13 protein-coding genes are annotated in these 16070 nt (G+C 50.8%); 12 read left to right on the top strand and 1 reads right to left on the bottom strand.

Annotated features, from left to right (window positions below; all coding sequences use genetic code 11):
* Positions 1–77 precede the first annotated feature (77 nt).
* On the bottom strand, positions 78–227 hold the full coding sequence (gene scfA / locus NYE54_RS13365) for a six-cysteine ranthipeptide SCIFF (protein ID WP_076321126.1): 150 nt from the start codon (positions 225–227) through the stop codon (positions 78–80).
* Between the two features lie 259 nt (positions 228–486).
* On the opposite strand from scfA, the gene NYE54_RS13370 reads away from it, so the two are divergent.
* The 12 genes from NYE54_RS13370 to NYE54_RS13425 all read left to right on the top strand — a co-directional run bounded on the left by NYE54_RS13370 (position 487) and on the right by NYE54_RS13425 (position 15965).
* Entirely contained in the window at positions 487–1467 is a 981-nt protein-coding gene (locus NYE54_RS13370; RefSeq protein WP_076321127.1) for an aromatic acid exporter family protein, read from the top strand.
* Between the two features lie 128 nt (positions 1468–1595).
* Positions 1596–2162: an outer spore coat protein CotE gene (locus NYE54_RS13375; RefSeq protein ID WP_076321128.1), complete on the top strand. Its 567-nt coding sequence runs from the start codon at positions 1596–1598 to the stop codon at positions 2160–2162.
* Between the two features lie 107 nt (positions 2163–2269).
* Positions 2270–3520, top strand: a complete 1251-nt coding sequence (locus tag NYE54_RS13380; RefSeq protein WP_339272349.1) for a hypothetical protein — start codon at positions 2270–2272, stop codon at positions 3518–3520.
* A gap of 400 nt (positions 3521–3920) precedes the next feature.
* Positions 3921–6689, top strand: a complete 2769-nt coding sequence (gene mutS, locus NYE54_RS13385) for a DNA mismatch repair protein MutS (RefSeq protein ID WP_339272351.1) — start codon at positions 3921–3923, stop codon at positions 6687–6689.
* A gap of 37 nt (positions 6690–6726) precedes the next feature.
* A complete protein-coding gene (mutL, locus tag NYE54_RS13390) occupies positions 6727–8700 on the top strand; it encodes a DNA mismatch repair endonuclease MutL (RefSeq protein ID WP_339272353.1) in 1974 nt (657 codons plus the stop codon).
* A gap of 17 nt (positions 8701–8717) precedes the next feature.
* Positions 8718–9497, top strand: a complete 780-nt coding sequence (locus NYE54_RS13395) for a class I SAM-dependent methyltransferase (protein ID WP_339272355.1) — start codon at positions 8718–8720, stop codon at positions 9495–9497.
* Positions 9487–10434, top strand: a complete 948-nt coding sequence (miaA, locus tag NYE54_RS13400; protein ID WP_339272356.1) for a tRNA (adenosine(37)-N6)-dimethylallyltransferase MiaA — start codon at positions 9487–9489, stop codon at positions 10432–10434. The genes NYE54_RS13395 and miaA overlap by 11 nt, the downstream gene beginning before the upstream one ends.
* Before the next feature lie 53 nt (positions 10435–10487).
* Complete coding sequence (hfq, locus tag NYE54_RS13405) at positions 10488–10727, top strand: RNA chaperone Hfq (protein ID WP_076321134.1); 240 nt, start codon at positions 10488–10490, stop codon at positions 10725–10727.
* Positions 10728–10911: 184 nt separating this feature from the next.
* Entirely contained in the window at positions 10912–13590 is a 2679-nt protein-coding gene (locus NYE54_RS13410) for a PBP1A family penicillin-binding protein (RefSeq protein ID WP_339272358.1), read from the top strand.
* A gap of 99 nt (positions 13591–13689) precedes the next feature.
* Complete coding sequence (locus NYE54_RS13415) at positions 13690–14247, top strand: DUF402 domain-containing protein (RefSeq protein ID WP_071218240.1); 558 nt, start codon at positions 13690–13692, stop codon at positions 14245–14247.
* Entirely contained in the window at positions 14247–14900 is a 654-nt protein-coding gene (locus tag NYE54_RS13420; protein WP_339272360.1) for a YdcF family protein, read from the top strand. Before NYE54_RS13415 ends, NYE54_RS13420 begins: the two co-directional genes overlap by 1 nt.
* 81 nt (positions 14901–14981) lie before the next feature.
* Entirely contained in the window at positions 14982–15965 is a 984-nt protein-coding gene (locus tag NYE54_RS13425; RefSeq protein WP_076321137.1) for an AAA family ATPase, read from the top strand.
* Positions 15966–16070: the final 105 nt, after the last annotated feature.

Below are 16070 nucleotides of genomic sequence, written 5' to 3' on the forward strand. Positions count from 1 at the left end.
CAAATTGCAGGCTGCTATTAAGCAGAAACAACTTCGCCGTCCTTGTAAGGACGGCGGTGAGTTTCTTTGCCCATTTGTTATTTGTTCATTGCGTTCTCACAACGCTGATTAGCTACGCCGCAGGAAGTCTTGCAAGCAGATTGGCAAGATGTCTGGCATGCGCCGCATCCGCCGTGTTTTGCAGTGTCCATCAGTTTGCGTGTGCTTAGTGTTACGATTCTTTTCATCATGAATAACTCCTCTACCATTTCGTGAATTCGAATAAACTCGCTACGTTGAACTATGGTAACAACAACTTGGAATACTCAACAATCAAAAAGGTCACACTAATTGGAAAATCTAATGGTCTAGGCCACCCAGGCATGGTTGTTTATGGCATTAAAATAAGCTAGGATGAAGATACATTATAATATGTAGTCACCTGAAAGGTAACATATAAGGTAACATATATAGTCATCATCAACTCGCCTGGAGGCTCTTCATCACATGGGATTTCGTGTCATCAAAACGGCTGCGGCAAGCCTGCTTGCCATCTTAATTACAGATGCCTTGAACATACCGGGGGCTACGTCCGCCGGTCTTCTTGCTATACTCGGCGTTGACGTCACGCGAAAACGGAGTGTGCGCTCCATATCGTCCAGATTGTTCGCTTCATTGCTGGGCCTGGTGCTGGCGTGTATTCTATTTTATTTTCTCGGTTTTCATTATTGGGTACTGGCCATATACATATTGCTTGCATTTCCCGCGATTTCAAAAGCGAACTTTAAGGAAGGCATCGTAACCAGCTCGGTCGTGGTGTTTCGGGTGTTTCAGGGGAAAGAGATCGGAATGGACATTTTGCTAACCCAAATTGAACTGTTGATTATCGGTCTCGGATCGGCCATGCTTGTGAACTTGGTTTATATGCCGAACAGCGAGGGAGCGATGATGGAGATTCGCCGGAAGGTGGACGGGCTCTTCTCTGTCATTTTCCATCATTTCTCGCTTACGCTTCGAGATCCCGAACATATATGGGACGGTAAAGAGTTAATTGAGGCTAACCGGCAGATTGAAAGAGGAATTGAGGAAGCGAAGCGGGCATCGGAGAATCAGATGATTCACCCGGACGGCTCCTGGAACATCTACTTTTATATGCGGAAGGAACAGATGGAGAATATCCAGAGCATGATGCATCAGATATCCCAGGTGTATGAGAGGCTTCCTCATGGCGTGCTGACGGCGGAAATATTCGATCAGTTAAGCAAGGATGTCATTGCCGAAGGATATACGGGCAAGTCCGAAGGACTGCTGATTGAGCTGGAGGACTTGTTTAAAGAGATGGAGCTGCCGACGACCCGCGAAGAATTCGAGGTCCGGTCCGCCATCCTGCAGTTATGCCATGAGCTGGAATACTATTTGAATATTTCAAAGAAGTATAAGGCACCCACGGCGAAAAAACCGCAGAAGCGCGCGGATTCGGCTGTATAGCTTAGGGATTTGCAAAAAAAAATCTGATATTTTTAGCATCATATGAATTTATTTGGACCACTTCATTCAACATTCGCCCATGTCTTGCATACACATGTATGGAATGATTGTATGGAGGAGGTTCGAAGATGTCATTGAGTCATAAACACCAATGTAGAGAAATCATCACGAAGGCGATCTGCGGCAAGGGTCGTAAATTCTCTACCGTAACACATACCGTGACTCCGCCTAATAATCCGACCAGTATTTTGGGAGCTTGGATTATAAACCATCAATACGAGGCGGTTGCCGCCGGAGACGGAATTGAAGTTATTGGTACTTACGATGTTAACATCTGGTATTCCTATGACAAAAATTCACAGACCGATGTGGCGAAAGAAACGGTATCGTATGTAGAACGCGTGCCTCTTTCTTATCTGGATCCGAAGCATCGTGCATCCACGGTGGAAGTGTCGGCTGAAGCGACACAGGAGCCGAGCTGCGTTGAGGCCAGCGTATCCTCGAATGGCACGAGTGTCATTCTGCGGGTAGAAAGAGAGTACGCGGTGGAGCTGATTGCGGAAACCAAGGTCGTTGTCAAAGTATGCAGCCATCACCATGGCGACTACGAAGACAAAGAATTCGATTACGTCCTGGGAGACGAAGGCGACGATTACGAAGACCTTGATTACGAAGGTCTGGAGGATGAACTGTAAGATAACCCTCCTGTAGGAATGATTCTAATCTTAGCATATGCAGTGAGGGCAGCTTTGCGGAGGGCGGATGCCCTCTTTTTTATTTTTTTTTACAGGGGGACTAGGAGATGGCTCAATTTAAAGTAGAACCAGTTGCTGTAAAAGAATATGTACCATTGAAGGGAGCTGCAGTGCTCCTCGCGCAAGCACGTCTGATCAGATCCGGAATACCATGCTCTCTGGGCTTAAGTACAGTTGAGGAGAAGCATTTCACGGCCAGGTATGCGGTTCATGTCGAGGGGTTGTCCGCAGTCTCGATCCGCTCTTATCAGCTTGGCGGCAGCGAAGTGATATTTGAGCCCGATCCCGAGAACGGGAGATATGAAGACGGCCTGCATCGGAGATTGGAAAAAGCAGCCCTGCGGTCGCTGTATACGCTGGGTGTGGATGAAGGAGAGGTCATCATCACGGCCCGGCCAGGGCGAAGATATGTAGTCGAAGGTGTCCGCATGAAAGCGGGCCGGAATAAAACCGTTATGAGTGCCAAAGGCCAACAGGCGGCAGGTTTTCACGCGCATAACGAAGACAGTGAGTTTCCTTGGACTCCTCCGCTGCTCATGGGGATGGATCCCGAATTTGTGCTGATGAAGGATAACGGAGATATTGTGTATGCATCCGAATTTATGGAGCGTGGCGGGTCAGTCGGCAGTGACGCCGTTCGTTATCGGGGTGAGGTCATATACCCCATTGCCGAGCTGAGGCCATTACCGAGAGCAAGGCCAAAGGAGTTAGTGATTGAAATGCAAAAAGCTCTGCGTCAAGCCCAGAGCCTAATTACCGATCATTCATTAACATGGAGGGCAGGAGCTCTGCCTTATGGTGATTTCCCGCTCGGGGGCCATATTCATTTCAGTGGGGTACCGCTTTCCCTGTCTCTTCTTCAGACCCTGGATAATTATTTGGCTCTGCCGCTGGCGCTGCTGGAAGACCCCAAGGGGCGTCTTCGTAGGCCCCGTTATGGATATCTGGGGGATTTTCGGAGACAGCCATATGGTGGGTTTGAATACCGTACGCTTCCCAGCTTTCTCGTTTCGCCGCTTGTCGCGAAGGTGTCACTCTATGTTGCCTATCTGGCAGCTCGGTACAGCGACCGCTTGCTAGCGAGGCCATTCAATACGGAACGTTACCATCGCGCCTATTATGAAGGCGACAAGTCCGTGCTTCAAGAATGTATTGCAGGCTGGCATAGGGATTTGTCAGCACTACCGGAATATTCGGACTTTGCTCGTGAAATCGAACTGGCTCTTGCACACATGGAGGCGGGGCGCGTTTGGGATGAGAGCAGAGATATCAGGCCGCTGTGGAATATTCCCGTTTAAGAGGTTGTTCAAAAAGTCCGATTTTGATAAGAAAACCTAATCGATGCCACTTCAAGGATGAGCGACCGCGATGATAGGTAGGTTTTCTTGCGATATAGAATTTCATCAGCCTCCGCTGATAACTAATAAATTCTATATCTAACACGAAGTGAATCAAGAAGCAACTCGGCATCGAATCTTGAATTCAGCCGGGCCTTCCGGTGCTCACGTACAAACTACGTACGCTCCGCTCCTCACTCCCTAGCTTCATCCAACTAAGGCGTTTTGTAAAAACGCACATCGGAAGCATAAGCTTCGGTGCTGAAAACCGACCTTTTTGAACGCGCACGTTAAACCGTGATGCCTTGCGATCAATTTCTGTTATAATGGAGGTCAAGCTAGAAGGTAATGGAGGTACGTCATGGCTAAATATACGCCGATGATTGAACAATATTTGAAGGTCAAAGAACAAGCGCGCGATGCGTTTCTTTTTTTCCGCTTAGGCGATTTTTACGAAATGTTTTTTGATGATGCGATCCTCGCATCGAAGGAATTGGAGATTACGCTGACCGGCCGCGAAGGCGGCGGTGCAGAGAAAATACCGATGTGTGGAGTGCCCTATCATTCCGCGGAGGGTTACATCCAGCGGTTGATTGAGAAAGGGTACAAAGTCGCCATCTGCGAGCAGATGGAAGATGCTTCTGTCACCAAAGGCATGGTGCGGCGGGAAATCGTTCGGGTCGTCACGCCGGGGACCATCATGGACGGCAAGGTCGTGCACGACAAATCGAACAATTACATGGTGTGCGTTACGGAAGCGGGCGGATTGATGTCTTTATCGGCATGCGATCTGTCCACAGGTGAGCTTTATGTGACATCAGTGCCATCTTCGGAGGAATGGCTGCGGGATGAGATTGGCCTTTATGAGCCTTCCGAGATCATTGGGGACGCTTCCCTTCTTGATATCATCTCATCTCAGGCGCTTCCAGGCAGCCGCAACATTGTCTATACGGCTTGGGATCGTAGGGAGGACGCATTGGTTCGCTCCCAATTCGGAGAACCGGCCTGGGCCCGCCTGGAAGAGGAGCGAAGAGCCTGCATATCCCTGCTGATCTCGTATTTAAGCGAGACGCAGAAGCGGTCACTGGGACAGCTGACGCAGATTGCTTCCTACGAACCGGGACAATACATGGTTCTGGATCCATTCACCAGACGCAACCTGGAGCTGGTTGAGACAGTTCGTGAGCGTTCAAAGAAAGGTTCGCTCCTGTGGCTTCTGGATCGCACGGAAACCTCGATGGGAGCCAGACTCCTGCGGCGGAGAATCGATAAACCGCTGCTGTCCCGCAGCCGGATTGAAGAGCGGCTGGAGGCTGTTGAGCATTTGTATAACCAGTACATACTGCGTGAAGATCTGCGGATGGCGCTTAAAGAGATATACGATCTGGAACGGTTGGTCGGCCGGATTGCGTTTGGCAGCGCGAACGGACGGGATTTGAACGCGCTCAAGCTGTCGTTAAGACAAATTCCTTCCCTGAAAGAGCTGTGTGCCCATTCGGCTTCCGAGACGCTGCGGCGGGTGGCTGCGGATACGGATATTTGTGACGATCTGTGTGAACTGATCGAGAATGCGATTGTTGATGAACCGCCGGTGTCCGTGCGTGACGGAGGCATCATCAAGCCGGGCTATCACGAGCGGCTGGATGAGTTTCGTGAAGCGAGCACCAGCGGCAAACGCTGGATCGCCGAGCTGGAAGCGAAGGAACGCGCGGCTACGGGGATCAAGTCGCTGAAGATCGGTTACAACAAGGTGTTTGGCTATTATATCGAGGTGACCAAGTCCAATCTGTCGTCCCTGCCGGAAGGCCGGTACGAACGCAAACAGACCCTGGCGAACGCGGAGCGTTATGTCACGCCCGAGCTGAAGGAGAAGGAAGGTCTGATCCTGGAGGCGCAGGAAAAGATGGTGGATATGGAGTACGCCCTCTTTACCGAGCTCAGGGACAAGCTGAATACCCAAGTAAGCCGGTTGCAGAAGCTCGCTGAGCGCATTGCAGAGATCGACGTCTACCAGTCGCTCGCTGCAGTCAGTGCGGAATACCGGTTCGTGAAGCCGGAACTGAGCGAAGGTTATGATTATATTGTTGAAGGCGGTCGTCATCCTGTTGTAGAAGCCGTCATGAAGGATTCATCGTTTATCGCGAACGGAACGGATTTGCGCAAGGACGGCTCCTCGATCCTGCTTATTACCGGTCCGAATATGGCTGGAAAAAGCACGTACATGCGCCAGGTTGCCTTATTATCGATTCTGGCCCAGATGGGCTGTTTTGTCCCGGCAGAGCGTGCGGTTGTCCCGCTGGTCGACCGGATCTTTACCCGCATCGGGGCGGCTGACGATCTGATCGGCGGTCAGAGCACCTTCATGGTGGAGATGGCGGATATTCAGGTCATGACGGAAAAAGCGACGCCCCGCAGCCTGATCATCATTGATGAGCTTGGACGCGGTACGTCGACGAGTGAAGGCATGGCAATCGCACAAGCCGTGATTGAGTATGTGCATGACCATATCGGCTGCAAGGCATTGGTATCAACGCATTTCCATGAGCTTGCCCATCTACAGGAAAGCCTTGGCGGTCTTAAAAATTATTCCATGGCGGTTCAGGAAAGCGGAGACAAAGTGCATTTCCTCCGCAAGCTGATCCCTGGCGCAGCCGACAGCAGCTACGGCATTTACTGTGCGAGATTGGCCGGCTTGCCCGGCAGTATCATTGACCGCGCCTATGGGCTGCTGCAGGGCCTGGAGATGGCTTCGCTGGCCGCGGTGGCATCAGAGCAAGGGGCTGTGATGCAGCGCGAGCAGCCAACTGCCGCACCTCAGTCCGATGAAAAACGAAGCGGACCGGAAGCTGTGTATGAGCATCGAGAAGATACAACGCTGTATACTGAAGGCTTGGGCGGTGCTGACCAGAAAGGCGGCGTGGTGCAGCTCTCCATTTTTGGCGAGGAGGAAGTGCCTGAATCGAGTGCTAAGCCTGGTAAGGATCAGCACTCGATGCCGCAGGAAGCCTCTCAAGATCCTGTGATCAAGAGCCTCATTGATGCTGTCAAGGGCGCGGACGTGATGAATATGACGCCGCTTCAGGCCATGCAGTTCCTGAATGACCTGAAGCTTCAAGCGAAGGATATGTGATTTAGCATAGGAATGAAATGAAACGGAGGTAGGAACGATGGGGATTATTCGGATTTTGGACGAGCATATTGCAAACCAGATTGCTGCCGGTGAGGTGGTGGAGCGACCTGCCTCCGTTGTGAAGGAGCTAGTCGAGAACGCCATTGATGCCGGGAGCACCAAGATTGACGTAACGGTTGAAGAAGGCGGACTGGACAGCATTCGCGTGACGGATAACGGTGCCGGCATTGATCCGGAGGATTGCGAGACGGCTTTTTATCGTCATGCAACGAGCAAAATCGCTGAAGGCCGCGATTTGTTCCAAATCACCAGCCTTGGATTCAGGGGCGAAGCCCTGCCATCCATTGCGGCTGTATCCAAGGTACGTCTGGTTACCTCCAATGCTCAGGATGGGCGCGGACGTGTGATCGAGATCGAAGGCGGTCATCTGCGCGTGAACGAAGAGACGGCCGCACCCAGAGGAACGGATTTCCTCGTGAAGGAATTGTTCTTTAATACGCCGGCAAGGTTGAAATATATGAAAACAATCCAAACGGAGCTGGGGCACATATCCGACTATCTGTACCGTCTGGCCCTCTCCCGGCCGGATATTGCCTTTACGCTTAGGCACAATGGAAACTCGCTGCTGCAGACGCTGGGCAATGGCGATGCCCTTCAGGTCATTGCGGCCATATACGGTACCCAATCGGCCAAAGCGATGCTGCCGTTTGAAGCGGAGAATATGGATTATACGTTAAGCGGATATATCAGCCGCCCGGATTATACGCGGGCAAACCGTAACGGCATGTCGCTCATCATTAACGGGCGGTATATTCGGAATTACGGCTTAATGCAGGCGATTTTGAGAGGTTATCATACGCTGCTGCCGATCAACCGGTTTCCGCTCGTTGTCATTCAGCTGTCCATGCACCCCTCGTTGATCGATGTGAATGTGCATCCATCCAAGCTGGAGGTGCGGTTCAGTAAAGAGCAGGAGCTGTTCGCTTTTGTGGAGGAAGAGATTCGCAAGGTGCTGCAGCAGGAAATTCTTATTCCTCGTCCGGCCAAACAAAATATTGGCAAAAGCGATAACGCCTATATCCAGGAACAGCTGCAATTTTCTTCTGCGCAAGGTCGTGTCTCTGCGATCGGTAGCGGTAATGAACGGGATATCGCGATCCAAGGAAGCGGCGAGCTTTCCACTGGTGGAAACATGCCTCTCCATGCGTCGCCTGCGTCGACACGGCCGGAGGGTCAGGTATTCACTCAGTCTGAGTCCAATATCAAGCAGACTTATGGGGCCGGAGCAGCAGGAACAGCTGCCACCTCGCAAATGCGGGAAACGGCAGCAGCTTCTTCTTACCGCAATGAGACCATGGGGAATGCCGGAATTCCTGCCATAACGAAGGAGTGGCTGCAGGCGGCCTCAGGACCGGCTCCCGAGATTCCGCCATTTCCGGAGCTTACGCTGATCGGCCAGCATCACGGCACCTATCTTATAGCGCAGAATGATACCGGGCTGTACCTGATTGATCAGCATGCCGCACATGAGCGGATTAACTACGAGTATTACTATGAACAGTTTGGCAACCCGGCAGACGCATCCCAGGAGCTGCTGCTGCCGATTACGCTCGAATTCACGCCCTCGGAATCGGAGAAGGTGAAGGAACGGCTGCATTGGTTTGAGAAGGTTGGCGTTTATATGGAGTTTTTTGGCGGCCATACCTTCCTGGTTCGTTCCCATCCGTTCTGGTTCCCTAAGGGCGACGAGAAGGCCATTATCGAAGAGATGGCTGAATGGGTGCTGAGCGAGCGCAATATTGATATCGCCAAGCTGAGAGAAACCTCGTCGATCATGTGTTCCTGCAAGGCTTCCATCAAAGCCAATCAGAAGCTGACGGAGCAGGAGGCGATGACGTTGATTCAGCGTTTGGGCGCCTGCCGGCAGCCATACACATGTCCGCATGGACGACCGATCGTAGTTTCGTTCTCAGCTTATGATTTGGAGAAAATGTTTAAACGCGTGATGTAACAGCAAGGAGGACCTTCATGATTATAACAACTGGAGAAGCGGAAGCGCCGGACATTGTGGAGCGCGCGAGATGTTTAGCCCAAGAAATCGGCTGCCGTTATGTCCAGCGCGGCGGTCATTCATTGCGAAAATTAGCCCGCAGGTTCGGAGACGATGACGTGCTGGTCGTACTGAACGGACATGTACGTCTAAGCGGACCAGATGGGGCGGTCATGGAATTTCATCCAAGTATGGGGTTTGTCCGATTGAAACGCGTGCTGAGCGGAAAACCCGATCCCATGCTGGAGGCTTCCGGAATGGAGGAAGGGGATTCCGTACTGGACTGTACGGCCGGGCTTGGAGCCGATTCCCTGGTATTCTCGGGCAAGGGCGGGGCGAGCAGTCAAATCACTGCCCTGGAGAGCTCACTGCCCTTGTATGCGCTGCTGAAAGAAGGGCTGCGGGCCTATGAAAGCCATCTGGAGGCCAGTGATCAGGCGATGAGGCGAATCGAGGTCAGGCACAGCCATCACCTGGATTATTTGAAGTCGCTGCCGGACCGGAGCGTAGACATTGTTTATTTTGATCCGATGTTCCGTGAACCGATCGCCGAATCGGCTTCGATCCATCCTCTAAGACATTATGCAAATGGGGAGCCGCTGGAAATGGAAAGTGTGAGAGAAGCGGTTAGGGTCGCGCGCAAAACCGTCGTGATGAAGGAAGCGCGATCCAGCGGAGAGTTTGAGCGGCTTGGCTTTACATTGCCTGAACGGGGAAAATCGAAAATAACGTACGGAGTGATTTCCATTGACAGATGAAACCAAACCGAAACTGCTTGTTCTCATCGGACCAACAGCTGTAGGTAAAACCAAAATGAGCATTGAGATCGCGAAGAATTTCGGTTGTGAGATTATCTCCGGCGATTCGATGCAGGTATACCGGGGCATGGATATCGGAACGGCCAAAATTTCCGTGGAGGAAATGGAAGGCGTTCCTCACCATCTCATTGATATTCACGAGCCCGATCACCCCTATTCGGTAGCCGAATTTCAGGAGCAGAGCCAGAGGCTCATTACGGAGATTACGCAGCGGGGGAAACTTCCTTTTATTGTTGGGGGAACCGGGCTTTACGTGGAGTCGGTGTGTTACGGCTATCAGTTTAGCGAGACGGGAGCGGATGAAGTTTTTCGGGAAGAGCAGTTCCGCTATGCCAACGAACATGGAGCCGAGGCTCTTCATCAAAAATTGGCAGAGGTTGATCCTGAAACGGCCGAGCGGCTTCACCCTAATGACCTACGTCGGGTCGTTCGTGCTTTAGAAGTATTTCATGTGACCGGCGTCCCACTTTCGACCCAACTGGCACCTCAAACCAAGCAATCTCCCTATGACTTATGCTTGGTCGGTTTGACAATGGACAGGCAAATGCTATATAACCGTATTGAAGAGCGAATTGATCTTATGCTGAGCCAGGGACTTGTTGATGAGGTGGCGGCGCTCATGAACAAAGGGTTCGCTCCGGGGCTTGTATCCATGCAAGGGCTGGGTTACAAGGAAATCGTTTCGTACCTTAGCGGGGAGTTCAGCTACGAGGAGGCCGTCGTGCTGCTTAAGCGCGATACACGCCGTTTCGCTAAGCGGCAGCTATCTTGGTTTCGCCACATGAAGGACATCGAGTGGGTAGACGTCACCGACTCGGGAAATTTTTCTGCGAACTATCAAAAAATCCGTGCTATAATAGCAGGAAAGTTTCACTGAAATCTTGAATATATTTTCAAAACAATCTAAATGAACCATTGGGGGTACGGCTAATGAACAAGTCCATTAACATCCAAGACACGTTCTTGAACCAACTGCGCAAAGAGAACATTCCGGCCACGGTATACCTTACAAACGGCTTTCAGATCCGTGGAACGATCAAAGCTTTTGACAATTTTACCATCGTGATTGACAGCGACGGCCGTCAGCAAATGGTGTACAAGCATGCTATCTCCACGTTCATGCCGCAGCGTAATGTGTCCCTGATGCAGGATAACAGCAGCGAACAATAGATTTTAGAATGGATTTATAAAGAGCAGAATCATACCGTAAATGATTAATTTGAAACTTTTTGGCTTATATTTCGTTTAGCTTATAAGGAGTGCAGAGAGCAACCTGAGAAGGTTGTTCTTTTCTTTCCGAGGCATGACTTGAGTCAGAAGGCTTGATCCCGCAAGGGAGTAAGGAGGGGGACAAATGGCTGGAAAAGATAATCAGATGTCACGGTTGAACAAAAACAAAGACAACCCGAAGACATCCAAAACCACGAAACCGAATGCGAAGAAGAAAAAAGGCAAAGGAAAGCGAATTGCATGGGCATTGTTTTTTACGGCTGTCATTGCGATCTTCTGTGCACTTGCAGGTTATTTGTTCATCTTGATCAGCGGTGAAAAGCTGCTGGAGCAGAATCAGGATAAGCTGACCGCTTACGGAACTTCCAAAGTATATGACCGTAATGGCACGCTGATGGGCGAACTGTCCCTTCAGAAGAGTGATCCTGTGAAGTACGAGGATATTCCGGAGCTATTGGTACAAGCATTTATTGCAACAGAAGATAAACGGTTCATGGAGCATAACGGCGTAGACATGTGGTCGATCGGCCGCGCAGCGGTAAAGGATGTCATGGCCCGTTCCATGGTCGAAGGCGGAAGTACGATCACGCAGCAGCTGGCGAAGAACATATTCCTGACAAGGGATAAAACATTCTTCCGGAAGGCGACTGAAATGTCGATCGCGCTGGCGCTTGAGCGTAAGCACAGTAAACAGGAAATTATTGAGATGTACTTGAACCGGATTAACTTCGGGGGTCCTTATTACGGCATCAAAGCCGCGTCCGAGCGTTATTTCGGCAAATCAGATCTGAAAAAACTGGAGATATGGGAAATAGCAACACTGGCGGCAATGCCGAAGGGTCCGTCCCGATATAATCCGCTCAAGAACCCTGAGCTCTCCAAAGAGCGTCGTGCGGTGGTATTGACTTTGATGGAACAGCAGGGTTATATCACGGCCGAAGAGGCGGCGAAAGCCAAGAAAGTGGACTATGCGTATACACCGCCTGAAAGACAACAGAAATATACAGCGTTTATCGACTATGTAATGGAAGAAGCCGAAGAAAAATGGGGCCTCACCGAGGACGATGTTAATATTGGCGGTTATCAGATTTACACAACGATGGACGTGAATGCCCAGACGGCAATGGAAGAAGAGTTCAAGAATCCGGAAAACTTTGAAAAAGGTCCTGATGACGTACCCGTTGAGGGCTCCATGGTCATCATTAACCAGGAGACCGGCGGTATCGTAGCGATGTCGGGTGGACGAGAATATACCCGCGGCGGGTTTAGCCGGGCTACCGACAGCCGTCGTCAGCCGGGCTCCGCCTTGAAGCCGATTGTATCGTACGCACCGGCGCTGGAATCCGGGAAGTTTACGAAGGACTCCAGATTGAGTAATAAACAGCAATGTTTTGGCACCAACTATTGCCCAAGAAACCTGCACGGATATTCAGAGACGATTGGTATGCCGGAAGCGATTCAGCGTTCCGAGAACATTCCGGCCGTATGGCTGTTGAACCAAATCGGCGTAAAAACCGGATTCGAGTTCGCTCAGAGTCTCGGCATCAAGATGACCGAAGGCGACGCGAACTTATCCCTGGCCCTCGGCGGAATGAATACCGGTACGAACACATTCGAGATGGCACAAGCTTTCAGCGCCTTTGCTAATGGCGGAGAATTTAAAGAGGCTTTTGCAATCAAACAGATTAAAGATAACAAAGGCAAGGTTGTGCATGAGAACAAAGGCAGCAAAGGGAAGCGCGTGATGAGCGCTTCGACGGCTTCGCAAATGACAGACATGATGAAGCGCGTTGTAGAGGACGGAACGGGTAGAAATGCCCGGATCAGTCGTCCGGTAGCCGGTAAGACCGGAACCACGCAGAGCGGCTATAAGGGCGTCAGCTCAAACCGCGACGTATGGTTTGTCGGATATACGCCGGAGTTAACCGCAGCTGTGTGGATGGGCTATGATAACCCAGACCGGCAGCATCTGCTGAAACGAAGCAGTTCGATCTCAGCTTCCTTATGGGGCAAAGTGATGGAGAAGGCTGTTCAAGGCTATGAAGCGAAGAGCTTCCCGAGTACCGAGCCGGTAAAGCCGCCTGTTGAAGAAACGACATTAACCGCAGTCAGCGGTTTGACGGGCTCCTATAACGGAGAGACTCAGACCGTATCACTGAGCTGGAATCCGGTTCAGGGCAACGTGCAATACCGCGTGTATCGTAAGGAAACGTCGGAATCGGAATACACCCCGATTCTCGATGCCTTAATTGGTACGTCCATTGAGGATTTGAGTGCAATGGAGGGATTGACCTATGATTATTATGTGACTGCTATAGACCCGTCTACGAGCCAGGAGTCGGCACCTTCGAACCTCCTGCAGATTGTGGCCGTTTCCGAGGAATTGCCGCCTGAGGATCTTGAACCCGATCCGGGGGACATCCAGGAACCGCCTCCGGTTGATGAAGGTGACAACGGAGCAGGCAATGAGTTCCCTCCTGGGAATGAGAATGGCAACGGAAATGGCAACGGTAATGATAATGGTAATGGCGAGCCAGGCAATGAGAATGGTGAAGGCCCAGGCAATGGCAATGGTAACGGTAATGGAACGAACCCTCCTGACAATGGAAACGGAGCCGGGAATGGCCAAGATAATCAAAATCCTGGCAATGGATCTGATGGCTCAGGAGATGGATCTAACCATGGTGACACAGGCACTGGAGGAACCGACAGCGATTCGGGTGATATTCCTACGGTACCGGGAACCATTGTGGATCCGTCAGATCCGGTTGATGGTTCTGACCAGTTCCAAGATAGTCCATAATGAACTTGAGAGCCTCCGCATGATTGCGGAGGCTTCTTTGTTTTGAGTGTGATACCCAAATGTGGTAAGCTGGGAATACGAATGGGGAGGAAAAGTTCCATGAAACGTAAATTCGGAGATCGGGCGAATTGGCGCCGTATCACCCGCCGGCACTTCACTTCCCGGTATGTGGAATGTGAGCAGTTTACAGGGTATCTCACGTTATATACCATATATGGCCTGAAAGAACCGTTATGGAAGACGTATGGCCGTCATACTTACCGAATCGCGGACAAAGGCTATTCATGGCTGCAGTATTATCCGAAGGACAGCCATTTCATCGTGACCGCCATGTTTGATGACAAACGCAATATTGTTCAATGGTACATCGATATTTGCAAGAAACAGGGGGTAACCGATCAGGGTGTTCCTTGGTTTGACGATCTGTATTTGGACGTTGTGGTCGTCAAGAATGGTGAAGTGTTCTTGCTGGATGAAGATGAGCTTGAGGATGCCCTAGGGCGGAATGACATTACCCGGGATGACTACAGGCTGGCCAAGGTAACCGCACGGAATCTGCTTCGGGCCATCGACGCGCATGAATTCCCTTACTTTATGATGTCTCTGAAGCATCGCGACCAGTTATTTCATAATGGAGAGTTCAGGAGGAAGAAATAATGCGTCAGGAAATACATAAGAGTCTGTCTCAAACAGGCACGAAGAAGAGAGCATGGTATCGGCGAGGGATGATTACCCTGCTCTCTCTCGTTGTTCTTGGAGTGCTATGGTCAGGTTATGCATATTGGAAGATCGAAAGTGCCGTCAGCAGTCCGTCGGAGAAAGCGGATGTCGGCATTATCCTGGGCGCTTCCATGTGGGGAGATCAGCCAAGTCCGGGGCTTCGCGAGCGGCTCGAGCATGCGCTAGTTGAATACCATGCAGGCCGTTTTGATACCTTCATCGTTTCTGGCGGCCTCGATAAGCCGGGGTATCCATATACCGAAGCCGAAGGAATGCGAAATTTCTTGGTTGACGCGGGCGTACCGGAGGAACGGATCTTCCTGGAGAACGAAGCAACGAGCACTTACGAGAATTTGCTCTTCAGCCAAGCGATTATGGAGGAGCATGGGTGGAACACTGCCATTATAATAACCCATGACTATCACGGGACGAGAGCGATGGAGGTTGCAACAACCCTTGGTTACGATCATCCTTCTATGTCGCTGACGGAATCTACCGTTTTGCCGATGGCTAAACACAAGTCTAGAGAAGTGCTGGCTTATACGAAATGGACGGCCGATCGGCTGTTGATCGCCATGGGTGTCCTATGAGGACGAAACTTCTAATAAGCAGGCTGTAAATAGAATACATTGGAATAGATAGTCAGCCCTTTGGTAAAGAGGTGAGGAGCAATGAACGGGCGTGTAACGGCCGCTAACGGCCGATCTGAAGGACGGCCATCCAGGCAGATTAATGTCGTGCTCCGCAGCGCGGAACCTCCACTCATCAGCAGTGCGGTTCCGGAACGCGAACCGGCCCCTTCGCCAAACCCTGTTTCCCAGCACAGTCTATTCCAGGAAATACAGAAAGAGCTGGATCAACTGGTAGGTCTCGAACAAATCAAAGACCTGGTATTTGAAATCTATGCATTGCTTCAAGTGGCCCAGATGCGTTTGGAAGCAGGCTTATTAAGTGGCGGTCATGTGTACCATATGATTTTTAAAGGAAACCCCGGAACGGGGAAAACCACAGTCGCCCGTATCGTGGCAAAGCTGTTTCAGAAGATGGGCGTGCTTAATAAGGGTCATCTAGTCGAAGTGGAACGGGCCGATCTCGTAGGTGAATATATCGGTCACACGGCACAAAAGACCAGAGAATTGGTCAAAAAAGCGCTTGGAGGAATTCTGTTCATCGATGAGGCTTACAGTTTGGCGCGCGGCGGTGAGAAGGATTTTGGCAAGGAAGCGATCGATACGCTGGTTAAGGCGATGGAGGATCATAAAAACCAGTTCATTCTTATTCTGGCAGGCTATAGCGATGAGATTGATTTTTTTATGGATTCGAATCCCGGCCTGTATTCCCGTTTTCCGATCCAGATGGACTTCCCGGATTACAATTTGGATCAATTGATCCAGATTTCGGAGCTGATGGCAAAGGAGAGGGATTATATCTTGATGCCGCAGTCGCTGAGCAAGCTCAAGGAACACCTGCAGATGGAGAAGGATCACGGACTGCACGCCTTCAGTAATGCGCGTTATGTACGGAATGTCATCGAGAAATCGATAAGGAATCAATCGGTTCGGCTGCTAAATCAGTACGTAACCGGGAACCCCGGCAAGCTTGAGCTTATGACCCTGCGGCCGGAGGACTTTAAGTTAAACGGAAAAATACAATGATTTTAAGCTTGTCTTCGAACATAATGAAGGGGTAACGTTGCTTTCTTTGGATCATAATGTTTATTGCAGGCAGCAGCGGCTAGTTAAATTAGGAGACGTAATGAT

This window comes from Paenibacillus sp. FSL K6-1330 (assembly GCF_037976825.1).
In the GTDB taxonomy this organism is placed as follows: domain Bacteria; phylum Bacillota; class Bacilli; order Paenibacillales; family Paenibacillaceae; genus Paenibacillus_AQ.

What these genes read in the sequence shown, in the direction of transcription:
- NYE54_RS13420 (WP_339272360.1), top strand. Translation starts at nt 14,247, where the DNA reads ATGCGTCAGGAAATACATAAGAGTCTGTCTCAAACAGGCACGAAGAAG.
- hfq (WP_076321134.1), top strand. Translation starts at nt 10,488, where the DNA reads ATGAACAAGTCCATTAACATCCAAGACACGTTCTTGAACCAACTGCGC.
- NYE54_RS13395 (WP_339272355.1), top strand. Translation starts at nt 8,718, where the DNA reads ATGATTATAACAACTGGAGAAGCGGAAGCGCCGGACATTGTGGAGCGC.
- NYE54_RS13375 (WP_076321128.1), top strand. Translation starts at nt 1,596, where the DNA reads ATGTCATTGAGTCATAAACACCAATGTAGAGAAATCATCACGAAGGCG.
- NYE54_RS13370 (WP_076321127.1), top strand. Translation starts at nt 487, where the DNA reads ATGGGATTTCGTGTCATCAAAACGGCTGCGGCAAGCCTGCTTGCCATC.
- NYE54_RS13415 (WP_071218240.1), top strand. Translation starts at nt 13,690, where the DNA reads ATGAAACGTAAATTCGGAGATCGGGCGAATTGGCGCCGTATCACCCGC.
- mutS (WP_339272351.1), top strand. Translation starts at nt 3,921, where the DNA reads ATGGCTAAATATACGCCGATGATTGAACAATATTTGAAGGTCAAAGAA.
- NYE54_RS13380 (WP_339272349.1), top strand. Translation starts at nt 2,270, where the DNA reads ATGGCTCAATTTAAAGTAGAACCAGTTGCTGTAAAAGAATATGTACCA.
- NYE54_RS13425 (WP_076321137.1), top strand. Translation starts at nt 14,982, where the DNA reads ATGAACGGGCGTGTAACGGCCGCTAACGGCCGATCTGAAGGACGGCCA.
- mutL (WP_339272353.1), top strand. Translation starts at nt 6,727, where the DNA reads ATGGGGATTATTCGGATTTTGGACGAGCATATTGCAAACCAGATTGCT.
- scfA (WP_076321126.1), bottom strand. Translation starts at nt 227, where the DNA reads ATGAAAAGAATCGTAACACTAAGCACACGCAAACTGATGGACACTGCA.
- NYE54_RS13410 (WP_339272358.1), top strand. Translation starts at nt 10,912, where the DNA reads ATGGCTGGAAAAGATAATCAGATGTCACGGTTGAACAAAAACAAAGAC.